The sequence below is a fragment of the Stenotrophomonas sp. YJH_SMC_40 genome, assembly GCF_059368615.1.
Genome location: NZ_JCAFRX010000012.1, coordinates 44,424 through 62,900 on the forward strand (window position 1 = coordinate 44,424; position 18,477 = coordinate 62,900).

General features: G+C 67.4%; 11 protein-coding genes and 1 pseudogene. 6 read left to right on the forward strand and 6 right to left on the reverse strand.

All coding sequences use genetic code 11. From position 1 onward, the window contains the following. Positions 1-42 precede the first annotated feature (42 nt). Together AC5P6X_RS19255 and blaL2 are read right to left on the reverse strand one after the other, a co-directional pair. A complete protein-coding gene (locus AC5P6X_RS19255; RefSeq protein WP_005410765.1) occupies positions 43-1,257 on the reverse strand; it encodes a cation:proton antiporter in 1,215 nt (404 codons plus the stop codon). A gap of 85 nt (positions 1,258-1,342) precedes the next feature. Continuing rightward, positions 1,343-2,254 (reverse strand): L2 family extended-spectrum class A beta-lactamase, encoded by a 912-nt coding sequence (gene blaL2, locus AC5P6X_RS19260; protein WP_005414283.1) that lies wholly within the window; start codon positions 2,252-2,254, stop codon positions 1,343-1,345. Between the two features lie 175 nt (positions 2,255-2,429). Between blaL2 and ampR the strand changes: the two genes are divergently transcribed. Continuing rightward, positions 2,430-3,296 carry a LysR family transcriptional regulator AmpR gene (ampR, locus tag AC5P6X_RS19265; RefSeq protein ID WP_005410767.1) on the forward strand — a complete coding sequence of 289 codons (867 nt, stop codon included), beginning with the start codon at positions 2,430-2,432 and terminating at the stop codon, positions 3,294-3,296. Positions 3,297-3,374: 78 nt separating this feature from the next. Here ampR and AC5P6X_RS19270 read toward each other — a convergent pair whose 3' ends face one another. Further along, positions 3,375-5,240 (reverse strand): ABC-F family ATP-binding cassette domain-containing protein, encoded by a 1,866-nt coding sequence (locus AC5P6X_RS19270; RefSeq protein ID WP_005414284.1) that lies wholly within the window; start codon positions 5,238-5,240, stop codon positions 3,375-3,377. Between the two features lie 335 nt (positions 5,241-5,575). On the opposite strand from AC5P6X_RS19270, the pseudogene AC5P6X_RS19275 reads away from it, so the two are divergent. Both AC5P6X_RS19275 and ybaL read left to right on the forward strand, forming a co-directional pair. Beyond that, positions 5,576-7,963: pseudogene (locus AC5P6X_RS19275) on the forward strand (TonB-dependent receptor plug domain-containing protein). A 201-nt stretch (positions 7,964-8,164) separates the two neighbouring features. Next, positions 8,165-9,862: a YbaL family putative K(+) efflux transporter gene (gene ybaL, locus AC5P6X_RS19280; protein WP_005414286.1), complete on the forward strand. Its 1,698-nt coding sequence runs from the start codon at positions 8,165-8,167 to the stop codon at positions 9,860-9,862. Between the two features lie 449 nt (positions 9,863-10,311). Here the strand turns inward: ybaL and AC5P6X_RS19285 are convergent, their stop codons facing one another. Next, entirely contained in the window at positions 10,312-11,598 is a 1,287-nt protein-coding gene (locus AC5P6X_RS19285; protein WP_049451216.1) for an O-acetylhomoserine aminocarboxypropyltransferase/cysteine synthase family protein, read from the reverse strand. 182 nt (positions 11,599-11,780) lie between these two features. On the opposite strand from AC5P6X_RS19285, the gene AC5P6X_RS19290 reads away from it, so the two are divergent. The 3 genes from AC5P6X_RS19290 to AC5P6X_RS19300 all read left to right on the forward strand — a co-directional run bounded on the left by AC5P6X_RS19290 (position 11,781) and on the right by AC5P6X_RS19300 (position 14,745). After that, positions 11,781-12,518, forward strand: coding sequence for a winged helix-turn-helix domain-containing protein (locus tag AC5P6X_RS19290; RefSeq protein ID WP_005414287.1), 738 nt, complete (start codon positions 11,781-11,783; stop codon positions 12,516-12,518). After that, positions 12,515-13,804 (forward strand): ATP-binding protein, encoded by a 1,290-nt coding sequence (locus AC5P6X_RS19295; RefSeq protein ID WP_049451217.1) that lies wholly within the window; start codon positions 12,515-12,517, stop codon positions 13,802-13,804. The genes AC5P6X_RS19290 and AC5P6X_RS19295 overlap by 4 nt, the downstream gene beginning before the upstream one ends. A gap of 140 nt (positions 13,805-13,944) precedes the next feature. Next, entirely contained in the window at positions 13,945-14,745 is an 801-nt protein-coding gene (locus tag AC5P6X_RS19300; protein WP_049451218.1) for a MipA/OmpV family protein, read from the forward strand. A 72-nt stretch (positions 14,746-14,817) separates the two neighbouring features. Here AC5P6X_RS19300 and clpB read toward each other — a convergent pair whose 3' ends face one another. Beyond that, entirely contained in the window at positions 14,818-17,403 is a 2,586-nt protein-coding gene (gene clpB / locus AC5P6X_RS19305; RefSeq protein ID WP_049451219.1) for an ATP-dependent chaperone ClpB, read from the reverse strand. Between the two features lie 181 nt (positions 17,404-17,584). Then, positions 17,585-18,406 carry a DUF3014 domain-containing protein gene (locus AC5P6X_RS19310; RefSeq protein WP_049451220.1) on the reverse strand — a complete coding sequence of 274 codons (822 nt, stop codon included), beginning with the start codon at positions 18,404-18,406 and terminating at the stop codon, positions 17,585-17,587. Positions 18,407-18,477: the final 71 nt, after the last annotated feature.

Consider the following 18,477-nt stretch of genomic DNA (forward strand, 5'->3'; position numbering starts at 1 on the left):
AACGGCCATGGACGATGGGCGCAAACCGCGCGCCAGTCCCGCTCAGCGCTCGGCAGACGGTGCTGCCGGCAGTGCTTCGGTCGCCGCCACCGGTGCGGCCTCGCCCTCGCCGGCCGGCTCCTGCTCCACCGGATCAACGTCAAACGGTGTACGGAACACCAGCGACGGCAACAGCGTGGTCAGCGCCGCGTACAGCAGCAGCGCACCGAACAGCACCGCCGGAATCTGGAAGCGCTCACGCATGATCGCCGCCAGCACCAGGGTGAAGATCAGCGTCGGTGCCAGCGCCAGCGAGACCCGCAGGCTGCTGCGGAAGCTCTCGCCGAACATCACCCGGCGCTGCAGCCAGACCACGCCGATGCGCAGCGGCAGCACCACCAGGGTGATCACGATGCCCAGCCCCAGCGCCTCGAAGCTCAGCGCTTCGGCGGGCACCTTGGTGCCGGCGTTGAAGAAGTAGAACGGCACGAAGAACGAGGCGAACAGGCGCAGCGCGTGCAGGTTCTCGTGCGAGGCCAGCAGCGGCATGCGCTGGTGCAGCAGGCGCGCGACCAGGCCGGCGATGAACGCGCCAACCAGGTAGTACACGCCCAGCAGGTAGGTGATGTAGGCCGCCACCATGCCGACCATCACCAGCAGCGAGAATTCCGAGCCCGGCGCGTGCGGTGCCACCCAGCGGCCCAGCGCGATGAACAGCAGCGGCAGGCCGATCATCATCGCCAGCAGTGCCAGGCTGGACAGCGCCATGTGGCCTGGGTCACCGGCCTGCAGCACGATGAACAACGCCGCCAGCGCCAGCAGTTCGCCGGCAATGGCCTTGCTGGTCACCCAGAACCGCTCGTCTTCGCTGAGGCCCAGCCGCGACAGCGAGTCCATGATGAAGCCCGTGGACGGCGTCAGCAGCGCCAGCGCCAGCAGCCCGGCGGCCTGCCACGGCAGCCCCGCATAACGCCAGGCCAGCCAGCCCACGCCGAACAGCGTGCCGGTACGGATCACCAGGTGCGCCAGCAGCGGCCACATGCCACGGCGCAGCGCCTGCAGGTCCACTTCCAGGCCGGCGAACAGGAACAGCGAGGAAATGCCCAGCGTGGCCAGCAGGCCGATCACCGCATCGTGGGCCTGGTCGCCCAGCCAGAGCATGCCGATGATGCCGAACAGCAGGCAGGTCAGCGGCGCGGGCAGGCTGAAACGCTGCAGCGCGCGCGGGATCACCAGCAGCGCGAAGATCAGCAGCAGGTAGATCAGTTCATGGCTCATGGGGGACTTCCGTGTGGTTCGAACGCGCGCAGGATGCGCGCGCCGAATCGATCCGGCAAGCCACGTTTGAATGACCCCGGTTACCTCATCCGATCAACCGGTCGGCAATCCGCCCCACCTGTGCCAGCACGCTAGCGCGTTGCTCGTAGCTGATCGCGCCCGCCTGCAGATAAGCCGTCAGCACCCACGGGGCGCCCCCGGCTACGGGCCACAGCACGGCGATGTCGTTGCGCGCGTCTTCACCATTGCTGCCGGTCTTGTCACCCACGCGCCAGCGCTTGCCCAGGCCCGCGCGCAGGCAGGCGTCGCCGGTTTCGTTGTCGATCAGCCAGTCGGCCAGCTGCTGCCGCGAAGCCGGTTGCAGTACCTCGCCCAACACCACGCGCTGCAGGGTCGCGGCCATCGCCGCCGGCGTGGTGGTGTCGCGCGGGTCGCCCTTGGCAAAGCTGTTCAGCTCCGGCTCCAGGCGGTCACTGCGGCTCACTGTGTCGCCGCTGGCGCGCAGGAACGCGGTCACTGCGGGCGGGCCACCGACCACGCCGAACAGCAGGTTGGCGGCGGTGTTGTCGCTGGTGATGATCGTGGCACGGCACAGGTCGCGCACGGTCATGTCCTTGCCGGCGTGGCGGCGGGTGACCGGTGCATGCGAGAGCAGATCGGCCTCGCCCACCGGCACGCGCCTGTCCAGCAATGCCGGCATGCGTTCGGCCTGGCTGAGCACGGTGGCCGCCAGCATGCTCTTGAAGGTGCTGCACATCGGGAAGCGCTCGTCCTGGCGATGACTGATGCGGCGACCGCTGGCAGTGTCCAGCAGGGTCACGCCGAGGCGTCCGGCGCAGGCCTTCTCCAGCGCGGCGAAATCACTGGCGGCGGTGATGGCGGCATCGGTGGGTGCGTTGGCGGTGGCCTTGCCCGCTGCACGTGCCAGCAGCGGCAAGGCAAGCGAGGAAGCCACGGCGGCACCACTGAACTGCAGGAATCGGCGACGGGCGAGCATGCGGGTTCTCCTGGGGGACCGCTCGATTATTGAAGCCTTGATCGGGGGCGACCAGCGCAAAAAATCTGCGAGAGACATTAGTTCAATTAATGTTTTACGCATTCAACCCCTTAATTTTCTGAAATGTTTCGTTGAAGCGTTAGGATCATCCATCACTCCAGCTCACGACTCGACGATGCTGCACCCTACCCTGCCACTGAACGCGCTGCGCGCCTTCGAGGCCGCCGCCCGCCACCAGAACTTCACCCGTGCCGCGCTGGAGCTGTGTGTCAGCCAGGCCGCACTGAGCCACCAGATCCGTGGACTGGAGGACCGGCTCGGCATCCGCCTGTTCCATCGCCTCCCGCGCGGCGTGGCGCTCACCGATGAAGGCGCGGCCCTGTATCCGGTGCTCAACGAATCGTTCGAACGCATCTCCGCCAGCATCGCGCGTTACACCGGCGGACCTGCGCGTGAAGTGCTGACCCTGGGCGTGGTCGGCACCTTCGCCACCGGCTGGCTGCTGCCACGGCTGGCCGCGTTCGAGGCAGCGCACCCGGACATCGAGCTGCGCCTGCAGACCCACAACAACCGCATCGACCTGGCCGGAGAAGGGCTGGACCTGGCGATCCGCTTTGGTGATGGCGACTGGCAGGGCCAGGCGTGCACGGCGATCCTCGACGCGCCGTTTGCACCGCTGTGCGCACCGGCGCTGGCGCGGCGCCTGAAACAGCCACGCGACCTGGGCACGCTGCCGCTGCTTCGTTCCTACCGCAGCGACGAATGGCCGCGCTGGCTGCAGGCGGCCGGGGTCAGCGGCGTGGAAGCGCGCGGGCCGGTATTCGATTCCTCGTTGACGGTCGCGATGGCGGCCGCCGGTGGCGCCGGTGTGGCCTTGCTGCCGCTGCGCATGTTCGAGCAGGAACTGGCCGAGGGCCGCCTGCTGCAGCCGTTCAGCACCACGCTGGAGCTGGGGCGCTACTGGCTGACGCGGTTGCGATCGCGTGCCGAACGTGAGCCGGCCAGGCGCTTCCGCGAATGGCTGCAGGCACAGGGCGGGTAGGCAGTGCCGGCCGCTGGCCGGCAACCCCTTGATCGTTGTAGGCGCATCGCGCTGCCGGCCAGCGGCCGGCACTACCGGTCAGGACTCGAGCAGTTCCATCCAGGCGGCTTCGGCCTTTTCCAGCTGCGCGGCGGCGGTTTCGCGATCGCGGCCAAGCACGGCCATGCGCGTGGCATCGGCGTAGTTGGCCGGGTCGGCCAGCTGGCGGTCCAGCTCGGCCAGGGCACCTTCCAGCTCGGCCACCTTGGCTTCAGCGGCGGCCAGCTTGTGCGGGTTCACCGGCTTCTTCTGCACCACCTGCGCCACCGGGGCGGTCTTGACCACCACCGGCTCTTCCACCTGTTCCATGCGCGCCTTGGTGCCCTGCGCCTGCGGGCGGGTACGCAGCCACGCGGCGTAGGCATCCAGGTCGCCATCGAACGGCTCGACCACGCCATCGGCCACGCGCCAGTAGGTATCGCAGACCAGGCCGATCAGATGGCGGTCGTGCGAGACCATCACGATCGCGCCTTCGAAGGTGGCCAGTGCTTCGGCCAGCGCTTCGCGCATTTCCAGGTCAAGGTGGTTGGTCGGTTCGTCCAGCAGCAGCACGTTCGGCTGCTGCCAGGCGATCAGCGCCAGCGCCAGGCGTGCGCGCTCGCCACCGGAGAAGCCATCGACCGGCTCGAACGCGCGGTCACCCGGGAAGTTCCACTTGCCGAGGAAGTCGCGGAACGACTGGTTCGGTGCGTCCGGGGCGATCTCGCGGAAGTGCTCCATCGGCGACTGGCCTTCGTGCAGCGACTCCACCGTGTGCTGGGCGAAGTAGCCGATCTTCAGGTCCGGGTGCGCCATGCGCTCGCCGACGATCGGCGCCAGCTCGCCCACCAGGGTCTTCACCAGGGTGGTCTTGCCGGCACCGTTCGGGCCGAGCAGGCCAATGCGCTGGCCCGCTTCCAGACCGAAGCCGACGTTGTGCAGGATCACTGCGTCCTTGCCGTAGCCGGCCTCGACATGGTTCAGGCGGATCAGTGAGAACGGCAGCTTGGCCGGCGGCGCGAACTCGATGCGGAACTCGCGCTCGGCGCGCACTGCTTCGGTGCCGGCCAGCTTGGCCAGGCGCTTCATGCGGCTCTGTGCCTGCGCGGCCTTGCTGGCCTGTGCCTTGAAGCGGTCGATGAAGCTCTGCAGGTGGGCGCGCTCGGCCTGTTCCTTCTCGTGCGCGATCTGCTGCTGGCGCAGCTGTTCGGCGCGCTGGCGCTCGAAATCGGTATAACCGCCCGGGTAGAGCTTGGCGCCGCCGCCGTGCAGGTGCAGGGTGTGGGTGGCCACGTTGTCGAGGAACTCGCGGTCATGCGAGATCAACAGCAGGGTGCCGGGGTACTTCAGCAGCCACTGCTCCAGCCAGTACACCGCGTCCAGGTCCAGGTGGTTGGTCGGTTCGTCCAGCAGCAGCAGGTCGCTGGGCATCATCAGCGCGCGGGCCAGGTTCAGGCGTACGCGCCAGCCGCCGGAGAACGAGGACACCGCGCGGTGGTGGGTCTCGGCCGGGAAACCGAGGCCGTGCAGCAGCTTGCCGGCGCGCGCTTCGGCGTCGTAGGCCCCCATCTCGGCCATCTTCGTGTGCGCGTTGGCCACCGCCTCCCAATCTTCGCGCGCGGTTGCTTCAGCCTCTTCAGCCAGCACCGCAGCCACATCGGTATCCCCGCCCAGCACAAAGCTCAGCGCCGGGTCCGGCAGCGACGGGGTTTCCTGGGCCACGCTGGCGATACGGACCTTGCCGGGCAGGTCGACGTCACCCTTGTCGGCCTCCAGCTCGCCCTTCACCGCCGCGAACAGGCTGGACTTGCCAGCACCGTTGCGGCCGACCACGCCCACCCGGTAACCGGCGTGCAGGGTCAGGTCGACATTGGACAACAGCAGCCGCTCGCCGCGGCGCAAGGCGAAATTACGAAGGGAGATCATCGGGGGAGGGGTCCATATAACCGGATGGAATGTGCTGGTGAGCACTGTTCCTGCGACGTAATTCTAGCGTTAACGAATACTTGACGCGCCCCGGGATGCGCGGCGGCAGGCCAACTCTCTCCCTCGTCGGCCCCGCGCAGCCCCCGGGCCCCACCTCCCGCCGCTGCCCTCTGCCGCTAAATGGTTGCTGTTGCAACGTTTTTTCCTGTTGCAACCATTTGACAGGCACTGAATATCCCGTTAATTCCTGCCTTGCGCACCGCAACAACCGCCGTCCGCCTCACCCCCGTGATGTCGATTCCGGTGCCACCCCCGCTAACCGGAGCCCCATCCCGATGACCCGCAAGACCAGCCTGATCGCCGCCGCCGTCGCTGTCGCACTCGGTGGCTCTCCGTTCGTTGCCGCTGCCCAGCAGGCCGGCACCGCCGCCAACACCCTGGACACGGTGATCGTCACCGGCACCCGCGTGGCCGACCGCACCGTCGCCGAATCGCAGTCGCCGATCGACATCATCACCCCTGAAGTGCTGCAGTCCACCGGCACCAGTGAACTGGCCACCGCACTGTCGCGCGCCCTGCCCTCGCTGAACTTCCCGCGCCCGGCCTTGACCGACGGCACCAGTGGCGTGCGCCCGGCGCAGCTGCGCGGCCTGTCGCCGGACCAGGTGCTGGTGCTGGTCAACGGCAAGCGCCGCCACACCTCGGCGATGATCAACGTCAACGGCAGCATCGGCCGTGGTTCGTCGGCGGTGGACATCAATGCAATCCCGATCGCCGCCATCGAGCGTGTGGAAGTGCTGCGCGACGGTGCGTCGGCACAGTACGGCTCGGACGCCATTGCAGGCGTCATCAACATCGTGCTCAAGGGCAGCGGCCGTGGCGGCAGCCTGGCCGTGGACTACGGCCAGTACTCGGCCGGTGACGGCAACAAGTACCAGCTCTCCGGCGATACCGGCGTCGAGTTCGGCAACGGCCGTGGTCGCGTGCACGTGGCTGGCCAAATCAGCCAGCAGGACGAGAGCAACCGCGCCGGCCCGTACCGCGGCGCCACGCCGAACACCGGCAACTTCCCCAGCATCGGCCAGAAGACCTTCATCGTCGGCGACCCGCGCGTGGATGCCACCGCCGCGTCGGCCAACGCCAGCTTCGACTTCAGCGACCACGTGACCGGCTACGCCAGCGCGCTACTCAGCAACCGCGACATCACCTCGTTCGCGTTCTACCGTTCGCGCAACCACAGCGGGCAGAGCGCGCTGCTGGCGCAGACCTACCCCGACGGCTTCGTGCCGGAGATCAACCAGTATTCGAAGGACCGCTCGCTGGTGGCCGGGGTCAAGGGCAACACCGACAACGGCTGGACCTGGGACCTGAGCCTGAACCACGGTGAGAACACCCTCGACTTCCACACCCGCAACAGCATCAACTACAGCCTCGGCGCAACCAGCCCGCGCTCGTTCTACGACGGCACGCTGAAATACCAGCAGGACATCTTCAATGCCGACCTGACCAAGTCGCTGGACTGGGGCCTGGCCTACCCGGTCACGCTGTCCTTCGGTGGTGAGTACCGCAAGGAAAAGTGGGACCAGAACCCGGGCGAACTGAACTCGTACACCGGCAGCGGCGCGCAGGGCTTCGCGGGCTTCACCCCGACCAATGAAGTGCATGCGGACCGCCACAACTACGCGGTCTATGCTGGCCTGGAAGCGGACCTGACCGAGAAGTTCTCGGCCGGCATCACCGGCCGCTACGAGGACTACTCGGACTTCGGCGACCGCTTCTCCGGCAAGCTTTCGGCGCGCTATGCATTCACCGACAAGGTCGCGCTGCGGGCCACCGCCTCCAGTGGCTTCCGTGCACCGTCGCTGGCGCAGCAGGGCTACTAGGCGGTCACCAGCCAGTTCCTCAATGGCGTATTCGTCGAGCGTGGCACCTTCCCGACCACCAGCCCGGCCGCGCAGGCGCTGGGCGCCTCGCCGCTGAAGGCCGAGACCTCCACCTCCTACAGCCTGGGCCTGGTGCTGCAGCCGGTCGACCGCCTGTATATCACCGTCGACGCCTACCAGATCGACATCGATGACCGCATCGCGCTGTCGTCCAGCATCACCACCAACGCCGCCACCAGCGCGCTGCTGGGCACCCTGGGCCTGCCGCAGGTGACCGCGTTCTCGTACTTCACCAACGGCCTGGATACGCGCACCCGTGGCGTCGACTTCGTGTCCAGCTACACGGTGCCGTTCAGCGCCAGCAGCCTGGAGCTGACCGCCGCCTACAGCTACAACGACACCGAAGTGCGCCGCGTCGGCGGCACCCCGGCCGTGTTCGGCACGCTGGGCCTGACCCAGTCGCTGATCGGCCGCGATGAGATCGGCCGCATCGAGGACAGCTACCCGCGCGACAAGGCGATCCTGAGCGGCACCTGGCGCTCGGACCACTGGGAACTGGGCCTGGCCGCCACCCGCTACGGCAAATTCACCGTGCGCAACTCGGCCACCGCGCTGCGTGACCAGACCTACGGCGACGCCTGGGTGGTGGATGCCTCGGCCAGCTACAAGCCGAGCAGCAACTGGACCCTGACCGTGGGCGCCGACAACCTGCTGGACAAGTACCCGGACCGCACCGAAGACCTGCAGAACTCGACCTTCGGCATGCTGCCGTACAGCAACTACTCGCCGTTCGGCTTCAACGGCGCGTATGTGTACGGGCGGATCAAGTACACCTGGTAAGGGGTAGAGCCGGCCGCTGGCCGGCGTACCCCGGGCCGCGTCTGCAGGAGCGCCCCTTCTTGTTGAAGGGGCGCGCCGATGGCGGGGGTAGAGGAGAAATGCGTGGACAAACCCGCCGGCCACGGCACGTGGACGGCGGGTTTGCCGTATCTGGCCGCTTCGGTGAAAATCGGGGTATCCCCCTGCTTTCTGCGAGTGCCGATGCACCATGACACCGACCTGATCAACATCGTTGCCGTTGGCCTGGGGCTCGCCTTCATCTTCGGCGCGCTGGCCAACAAGCTCCGCTTGTCTCCCCTGGTCGGTTACCTGGTTGCTGGCATCTGCGTAGGTCCGTTCACCCCCGGCTTCGTCGCCGACCAGGCGCTGGCCAACCAGCTGGCCGAACTGGGCGTGATGCTGCTGATGTTCGGTGTCGGCCTGCACTTCTCGCTGAAGGACCTGATGGCGGTCAAGGCGATCGCCATTCCCGGTGCCATCGGGCAGATCGCAGTGGCGACCCTGCTCGGCTGGGGCGTGGCCTCGCTGATGGGCTGGCCGGCCATCCATGGCGTCATCTTCGGTTTCTCGCTGGCCACCGCCAGCACCGTGGTGCTGCTGCGGGCGATGGAAGAACGCCGCCTGCTGGAGACGATGCGCGGCAAGATCGCGGTCGGCTGGCTGATCGTCGAAGACCTGGCCTGCGTGCTGGCACTGGTGATGATGCCGGTGATGGCCGGCGTGTTCGGCCCCGACGCGGCCAAGGAATCGCACTCGCTGGGCAGCGTGCTGGCCGACATCGGCTGGACCTTCGTGCAGCTGGGCCTGTTCGTGGCGGTGATGCTGGTGGTCGGGCGCCGGGTCATCCCGTGGATCCTGGAACGCATCGCCGGTACCGGTTCGCGTGAGCTGTTCACCCTGTCCGTGCTGGCGATCGCGCTGGGCGTGGCGTTCGGCTCGGCGATGCTGTTCGGCGTCTCGTTCGCGCTGGGCGCGTTCTTCGCCGGCATGCTGCTCAACGAATCAGAACTGAGCCACAAGGCCGCGCATGATTCGCTGCCGCTGCGCGATGCGTTCGCGGTGTTGTTCTTTGTGTCGGTCGGCATGCTGTTCGACCCCAACATCATCGTGCAGCACCCGTGGCAGGTGCTGGCCACGGTGCTGATCATCATGTTCGGCAAGTCGGCCGCCGCGTTCTTCATCGTGCGTGCGTTCGGCCACCCGACCAGCACCGCGCTGACCATCTCGGCCAGCCTGGCGCAGATCGGCGAGTTCGCCTTCATCATCGCTGGCCTCGGCGTGGCGCTGCAGATCCTGCCGAAGGAAGGCCAGTCGCTGGTGCTGGCCGGGGCACTGGTGTCGATCATGCTCAACCCGCTGGTGTTCGGCCTGCTCGACCGTTGGCAGGCCAAGCAGGAGCAGTCTCCGCAGGTACCCGAACCGCCCGAAGCGATCGGCCCGTCGCGCGACCTGCATGACCACGCCATCGTGATCGGCTATGGCCGGGTCGGCAGCGAACTGGCGCAGGTGCTGCGCGACCGTGGCGTGCCGGTGCTGGTGATCGATGACAACAAGGAACACGTCGAGCAGGCGCACGCCAAGGGCCTGGCGGCGATCCGCGGCAGTGCCGCTGCCGACCGGGTGCTGGCCGAGGCCCATCCGGAACGCGCGAAGATCGCGGTGCTGGCGATTCCGCAGCCGCTGGAAGCCGGTGAGGCACTGGCCAAGCTGCGGGCGATCAACCCGGACCTGACCCTCCTGGCGCGTGCGCACAGCGACGCCGAGGTGAAGCATCTGCTGGAACACGGTGCGGATGGCACAGTGATGGCCGAACGTGAGCTGGCGTATTCGCTGGCGGAGATGGTGATGGCCACGCCGCCGTATCGCGGGTTGGGCCAGCACAGTATTCCGGTGGTGTGAGGGGTGTGCGTGCGGCAGGGCTTGCAGCCCGGCACCTGCTGGAGCAACTTCAACTGCAACGGCAAAAGCAGGCATTCCGTGGGATGGCGGGGTGGGTCCGGTGGCGGGAGACGCCGTAAACCCTTCCATGGGGGCTTGGCCGCGGCATCCATGCCGCGGACACTCCCGCCACCGGACCCACCCCGCCTTCGACAGATTCCTGCGATCTGCCGGAACGGCGTTCTGCTCTGGTAGGTGTCGACCTTGGTCGACACGGCGGCGCATGGGGTCAGATCCGTTTTCCACAGGAAAACGGATCTGACCCCGGAAACAAAAAAATCCCCGGTCGACCCGCATCGACCGGGGATCTGGATCGCCACGTTGCCACGCCTTGGAGAGGCAGTTCCACCGTAACCCATCGCGGCGCCGGTGGTGATCGCCTGTGGCGATGACGACCAAGCGTGTGGCTATCAGGCGCCGGCCAGGGCCTGCTCCAGGTCGGCACGCAGGTCGCCGATATGTTCGATGCCGATCGACAGCCGCACGGTGTCTTCACTGACGCCGGCCTTGGCCAGCTCCGCCGCATCCAACTGGCGGTGGGTGGTCGAGGCGGGATGGGTGGCCAGTGACTTCGCATCGCCCAGGTTGACCAGGCGGGTGAACAATTTCAGCGCGTCAAGGAAACGTGCGCCTGCCTCGCGCCCGCCCGGCAGGCCGAAGGTCAGCACGCCCGAGCCGTGCCCACCCAGATAGCGCTGCGCGGCGGCGTGCTCGGGATCGTCGGCCAGCCCGGCATAGCGCACCCACGCCACCTTAGCGTGCGACTTCAGGAACTGCGCGACGGCCAGTGCGTTGGCGTTGATGCGTTCCATGCGCAGGGCCAGGGTCTCGATGCCCTGCAGGATCAGGAACGCATTGAACGGCGACAGCGCCGCGCCGGTATTGCGCAGCGGCACCACCCGCGCGCGGCCGATGTAGGCCGCTGGCCCCAGGGCTTCGGTATAGACCACGCCGTGGTAGCTGGGGTCGGGCTGGTTGAGCCGCGCGAAGCGTTGGGGCTGTGCGGTCCAGTCGAAGCGGCCGGAATCGATGATCGCGCCGCCGAGGCTGGTGCCGTGGCCGCCCAGATACTTGGTCAGCGAATGCACCACGATGTCGGCGCCGTGCTCGAATGGGCGCAGCAGGAACGGCGTGGCCACAGTGTTGTCGACGATCAGCGGCACGCCAGCGGCATGCGCGACCTCCGCAATCGCAGCGATGTCGGTGACGTTGCCGCGCGGGTTGCCGATCGATTCGACGAACACCGCCTTGGTGCGCTCGTCGATCAGCGCGGCGAACGCAGAAGGATCGGCCGGGTCGGCGAAGCGCGCCTGGATGCCGTATTGCGGCAGGGTGTGCGCCAGCAGGTTGAGGCTGCCGCCGTACAGCGCGCTGGAGGCAACGATGTTGTCGCCGGCCTCTGCAATGGTCTGGATGGCATAGGTGATCGCGGCCTGCCCCGAGGCCAGCGCCAGCGCGCCGATGCCGCCTTCCAGCGCGGTCAGGCGCTGCTCCAGCACGTCGGTGGTGGGGTTCATGATGCGCGTATAGATATTGCCCGGTACCTTCAGGTCGAACAGGTCGGCACCGTGCTGGGTGTCATCGAAGGCATACGCCACCGTCTGGTAGATCGGCACCGCCACCGCGCGGGTAGTCGGGTCGGGACGGTAGCCGCCGTGCACGGCCAGGGTTTCCAGTTGCCACTGCGGGTCGCTCATTGCGCCAGGCTCCATCCGGGGAAACCGCCACCATAGGCCAGCCGTCGCCCGCCGCTGAAAGCTGCTGGCGATGACGTCCATACCGGGGGTTATCAGGTTGGCCGCGATTCAGGCAGCGGTCACGGGGCGTTGATAGGCTTCGCCGCCGGGCGCTCCTGCCCGGGCACGGAGGCCCCACGCGCATGCAGCCATCCCCCTGGACACCCACCGCCAACGGTACCCCGACCCAGGTCTTGTTGGTGGAGGACGACCGTCGCCTGGCCGAACTGGTCAGCGACTATCTCCACGAACATGGTTTCGCCGTGCAGCATGTGGCGCGCGGTGACCTTGCCGGCGCGGCCTGCCGCCAGCATGCGCCCGAGCTGGTGGTACTGGACCTGATGCTGCCCGGCCTCGGCGGCATCGACGTGTGCCGGCAGATCCGCAGCTTCTCCGACGTGCCGATCCTGATGCTGACCGCCTGCGAAGACGACATCGAGCAGGTGCTGGGCCTGGAATCGGGCGCCGATGACTATGTGCACAAACCGATCGAGCCGCGCCTGCTGCTCGCCCGCCTGCGCGCCCTGCTGCGCCGCCGCCATGGCAGCAGCAACACCGGCACACCCAGCCGTCTGATGCATGGCGAACTGCTGATCGACCGCATGCAGCGCGAAGTGCACCTGCACGGTCAGCCGGTCGAGCTGGGCACCACGGAATTCGAGATCCTGTGGCTGCTGGCCAGCCAGCCGGGGCAGATCCTGTCGCGCGACCAGATCCTGCAGGCGGTGCGCGGCATCGGCTTTGACGGCCTGGACCGCAGTGTCGATGTCAGCATCGGCAAGCTGCGCCGCAAGCTCGGCGATGATGCGCGCGAACCGCGGCGGATCAAGACCGTGTGGGGCCGTGGCTACCAGTTCAATCCGTCGGCCTGGACGGCATGAAGCGGCTGTTCCTGTGGTTGTGGTTTATCACGGGTGCCTGCTTCCTGGTGTCGGTGTTCTTCCTCAACCACATCCTGGACGGCATCTACACGCCCGTGCAGGATCGCATCTTCGTCCAGCAGGTGCGTGGTCAGGTGTACGCCCTGCGCAGTGGCCTGGCCGGCCTGGATGCCGACCAGCAGCGTGAGCGCCTGCAGCAGTGGCAACCACACTACGGCATCGCCCTGACCCTGCTCGACAAACCTCCCGCACTCGACGCGCAGGAACAGGTGGCCGTGAAGGCCGATGGTTTCATCGTGCGCGATCAATACCAGCAGGTCCTGCTGCCCATCGAGGGCAGCGATGGCCGCTGGCTGCACCTGCGCCTGCCTGGCGCGGTGCAGATGACGACGTACATGACCATCGCCGCCTACCTCAGCATCCTGCTGCTGGTGGGCGCCAGCCTGTACGCGTGGGTGCGCCTGCTCTGGCGCGACCTGGAAGCGCTGCGCCGGCATGCCGACCGCATCGGTTCGGGCGATCTGCAGGCACGTGCCCAGGTCTCCCCACGCTCGCAGATCCGGGTCATCGTCGACCACTCCAACCGCATGGCGGCACGCGTGGCCGAACTGGTGCAGCGCCAACGCGACCTGACCCATGCGATCTCGCACGAGCTGCGCACGCCGATCGCGCGCGTGGCCTTCGGCCTGGACCTGATGCAGGACAGCGATGACCGCGAACGCCGCGAACGGCTGGCGCGGGGCCTGCACGGCGATCTGGCCGAACTCAACCGGCTGGTCAGCGAACTGCTGGCTTACGAACGGCTGGAGCATCCCAGCGAGGGCGAGCCGATGCAGCGCATCGAAGCCAACGACTGGCTGCAGGCCTGCCTGGCCGATGCGCGCCGCGATGCCGAACGTGCCGGCGTGATACTGCGCGTGCAGCCCAGCGCGTTGCCACGGGTGGATGCCGAGCCGCGCCTGCTGCAGCTGGCACTCAGCAATCTGGTGGGCAATGCGCTGCGCCATGCGCGTTCGCAGGTGGAAGTCTCGCTGGTCGGTGTCAGCGGCCGCGCCTGCCTGCGTGTGGATGACGACGGTCCCGGCATTGCCGAAGCCGATCGCGAGAAGGTGATGCGCCCGTTCACCCGCCTGGATGACAGCCGCAGCCGCGATACGGGGGGCTTCGGCCTGGGCCTGGCCATCGTCAGCCGCATTGCCGTCCGCCACGGCGGCGAGCTTCGCATCAGCCGCGCCACGTTGGGCGGCGCGCGCATGGAAATGCACTGGCCGCTGGCTGCCAGCTGAACGCCCCTGGGCGCGATTACAGTTGATTACAACTCCCGCACAACTGCGGACGGATCGGTCGCCGGCGTATCGCCACGCTAGCGACCCTGCAGCACTCGCCGGATGCGCGTGCTGCCTTCCTCCCATTGTCGAGAGTTTCCATGTCCCAGCTTCGCCGTTCCCCCGCCCTGCTCTGCTTGGCCCTGTTGCCGCTGTTCGCCGCACCGATCGCCCACGCCAAGGATGACCACTGGACCTTCGAGGTCGCTGCCGGCGGTGGCGTGGCGCCGCGCTACAGCGGCAGCGAGGAGTATCGTGCGACGCCGTCGTTGTCCTTTGATGTCACCTCGCCGGGTGGATGGTTTCTGGGCACCAGTGGCATTGGCTGGGGCACCTCCATCGGCGAGCACACCCGCGTGCGCGCGTATGTCGGCGCCAGCGGCATCCGCAAGGAAAAGGACTCGCTGCTCGGCGGTTCCGACTTCCTGCGCGGCATGGGTGATATCGATGCCCGTCCCCTGGTCGGCATCTCGGCTGGTTATACGCTGGGCGAAGCCGTGCTGAGCGGCTCCTGGCAGTTCACCCGCAAGGACGAGGACAAGGCCGAGAACGGCCTGGCCACCCAGCAGATCCATCTGAACCTGAGCATGCCGCTGTTCGACCTGGCCGGCGGCGTGGTCAGCGGCAGCGTGTCCACCGACTACGGCAACCGCGGCTACATGCAGACCTGGTACGGCGTCAGCCCGGAACAGGCGGCGCGCACCGGCTTTGCCGAGCACAAGCCAAAGGCCGGCCTGGTCAGTGCCGGTGTCGGCCTGAAGTGGAGCCACCGCGTGGGCCGCAACGGCAACTGGTACATCTCGGCCGAAGGCACGCGCCTGCTCGGTGATGCCGCCGACAGCCCGATCGTGCAGAAGGCGAACCAGTTCGGCTTGATGAGCGGCTATACGCACCGCTTCTGAGTGAGCGCCGGGCATGGCCCGGCCCACTTCGCAGGAAACGGGGCGCTGCGGCCAGGCAGCGCCCCGTGTGAATCACGCTTTGGCGAATACCAGGCGGCCGCCGTCGTTTCCGACTTCGATGGTATCGCCGTTGACGAAAGCACCCGACAGGATCTGCTGTGCCAGCGGATTCTCCAGCTGCGACTGGATTGCACGCTTCAACGGGCGCGCGCCATAGACCGGATCGAAGCCGACGTTGCCGAGCAGGTCGAACGCCGCATCGGAGACCGCCAGCTTCAACCCGCGCTCGGCCAGCCGCTTCTCAAGCCCACGCATCTGGATGCGCGCGATCTGCTTGATCTGCTGCTTGTCCAGCGGGTGGAACACCACGATGTCGTCCAGGCGGTTGATGAACTCCGGCCGGAAGTGCGCCTGCACCACGCCCATCACCGCCGCCTTCATCTGCGTGTAGGCCTCCGGACTGTCGTCGGTGCTCATGTCCTGGATCTGGTGCGAGCCCAGGTTCGAGGTCATCACGATGACGGTGTTGCGGAAGTCCACGGTACGGCCCTGTCCATCGGTCAGGCGGCCATCGTCCAGCACCTGCAGCAGGATGTTGAACACATCCGGATGCGCCTTCTCCACTTCGTCCAGCAGGATCAGCGAGTACGGACGGCGACGCACGGCCTCGGTCAGGTAGCCACCTTCCTCGTAGCCGACGTAGCCCGGAGGCGCGCCGATCAGGCGGGCCACGCTGTGCTTCTCCATGAATTCGCTCATGTCGATGCGGATCATCGCGTCGGCACTGTCGAACAGGAACTCGGCCAGCGACTTGCACAGCTCGGTCTTGCCGACGCCGGTCGGGCCGAGGAACAGGAACGAGCCGGCCGGGCGATTCGGATCGGACAGGCCCGCACGCGAACGGCGCACGGCATCGGAGACGACCTTGATCGCTTCTTCCTGGCCGACCACGCGGTTGTGCAGTACCTCTTCCATGCGCAACAGCTTGTCGCGCTCGCCTTCGAGCATCTTGTTGACCGGGATGCCGGTCCAGCGCGATACGACCTCGGCGATCTCCTCGTCGGTCACGCGGTCCTGCACCAGCTTGAAGTCCTTGTGCTCGGCCTCCTGGGCCGCGGCCAGCTGCTTTTCCAGCTGCGGCAGCAGCCCGTACTGGATCTCGCTCATCTTGGCGAAATCCTGGCGGCGCTGCGCGGCCTCCAGCTCCAGCTTGGCCTGCTCGACCTGTTCCTTGATCTTGGTCGCGCCCTGCAGCGCGGCCTTCTCCGACTTCCAGATTTCATTGAGGTCGGAGAACTCGCGCTCCAGCCCGTCGATGTCGTTTTCCAGGTCGGCCAGGCGCTGCCGCGAGGCTTCGTCCTTCTCCTTCTTCAGCATCTCGCGCTGGATCTTCAGCTGGATCACCCGGCGCTCAAGGCGGTCCAGCTCTTCCGGCTTGGAGTCGATCTCCATGCGCAGTCGCGAGGCGGCTTCGTCCATCAGGTCGATGGCCTTGTCCGGCAGCTGGCGGTCGGTGATGTAGCGGTTGGACAACGTCGCAGCCGCCACGATGGCCGGATCGGTGATCTCCACGCCGTGGTGCACCGCGTACTTTTCCTTCAGGCCGCGCAGGATCGCGATGGTGTCCTCCACCGACGGCTCGCCCACGAACACCTTCTGGAAACGACGCTCCAGCGCGGCATCCTTCTCGATGTACTTGCGGTATTCGTCCAGCGTGGTGGCGCCGATGCAGTGCAGCTCGCCGCGCGCCAGCGCTGGCTTCAGCATGTTGCCGGCATCCATCGCGCCATCGGCCTTGCCGGCGCCGACCATGGTGTGCAGTTCGTCGATGAACAGGATGATCTGGCCCTCATTCTTGGCCAGGTCGTTGAGCACGCCCTTCAGGCGCTCCTCGAATTCGCCGCGGAACTTGGCCCCGGCAATCAGCGCGCCCATGTCCAGCGACAGCACGCGCTTGCCGCGCAGGCCCTCGGGCACTTCGTCGTTGATGATGCGCTGGGCCAGCCCTTCCACGATCGCGGTCTTGCCCACGCCGGGCTCGCCGATCAGCACCGGATTATTCTTGGTCCGGCGCTGCAGCACCTGGATGGTGCGGCGGATTTCCTCGTCACGGCCGATCACCGGGTCGAGCTTGCCGCTCTCGGCACGCGCGGTCAGGTCGATGGTGTATTTCTCCAGCGCCTGGCGCTGTTCCTCGGCATTCTCCGACTGCACGTTCTCGCCGCCGCGCAGCTTGTCGATGGCCGCCTGCAGGCGGGTCTTGTCGGCACCGGCGGCGCGCAGCGCCATGCCCAGCGTGCCGCCGTCGTCCAGCGCCGCCAGCACGAACCACTCGCTGGCAATGAAGGCATCCCCGTGCTGCTGGGCCAGCTTGTCGGTCTGGTTCAGCAGGCGCCCCAGGTCGTTGCCCATCGAGACGTTGCCAGCCTGGCCGGACACCTTCGGCAGCGCATCCAGCGCCTCGGTCAGGCGCTCGCGCAGCACCGGCACGTTCACCCCGGCCTGGGCCAGCAGCGGACGCGTGCTGCCGCCCTGCTGGTCCAGCAGCGCGCTGAACAGGTGAACCGGTTCGATGATGCTGTTGTCGCGGCCCACGGCCAGCGACTGTGCGTCTGCCAGCGCCTGCTGGAAACGCGAGGTGAGCTTGTCCATCCGCATTGCGAATCCTCATCGGTCATCAGGGCCGGCCCGCGCCGGCGATGCTGGAAAGATGCGGTTGCCCCACCCGGTTTCAAGGGTGGCTGCGACTGCACCCCGAGGCCAGTCAGGCTTCGGCCAGCATGCCGGAACCGGTGTGGTCGGCGCGTTGATCCCGATCAGTTCTACGCGGTGAACGGGCTCAGCGGGTGATCGCGCTGCGGATCGCCCGCAGCTGCTGCTTGACCGCCCGCGCCTGGGCGGCATCCATCCGCAGCAGCGCCTTCTGCCCGATCGAGCGCGACTGCAGGGTGGGATCGACAAAGCGGTAGCGGCCGCGTTCATCGCGCTGCACCGCCGGGGGCTGCGCCAGTTCCGGGGTGTCCAGCAGGTGGTCGATCACCGCGACCAGGCGGTCGTTGAAGTACCCGTCGGGCCGGCCCAGGTCCACATAGGCCTGCTGGATCAGCGGATAGAAGCGCTTGTAGGCGGTAGCCGTTGCCGCCGGGTCCAGCGCGGTGAAGGCCTGCACGTAGGGCGCATAGCGCGCCGCGTTGCTGGCGGCGATGCGTTCGCCACCCTCGCCCGGCTCGACCTGCAGGTTGCCCGGCAGCGGCCGCGCGGCCAGCGCAGTCGGCGGCAGGCTGGGCTTGTCCACGTTGTCGAGCTGGGTAACCAGGCGCTGGATCAGGTGATCACGCAGCAGCAGGGTCAATGGCCCCTCGCCCTGGAACAACTGGCTCAATGCACCCCAGGCGGCCGTATCGCTGTCAGCCAGCTTGGGCAGCGCCGGATCGGCGGCGGCCTCGGTATCCAGCGGATGCTTGATCGCGGGCGGTGCTGGCGCGGGTTCCGCGGCCGCCTGCGGTTGTGGCGGCGCGCTGGTACTGGCGGGGGTTGATTGCACCGGCACCGAAACACCGTCTGCCAGGCGCTTCAGCTGATCGCGGAACAGCCAACCTCCCGCGCCACCGATTACCACCACGCCCAACACCCAGGGCCATACCGCCTTTCCACTCTGCATGATGCAGCACCTCGTTTCACACGCATGGTGAAGGTGTGACCCCACCGATTGCAGCCGGTTCCCCGCCTGTT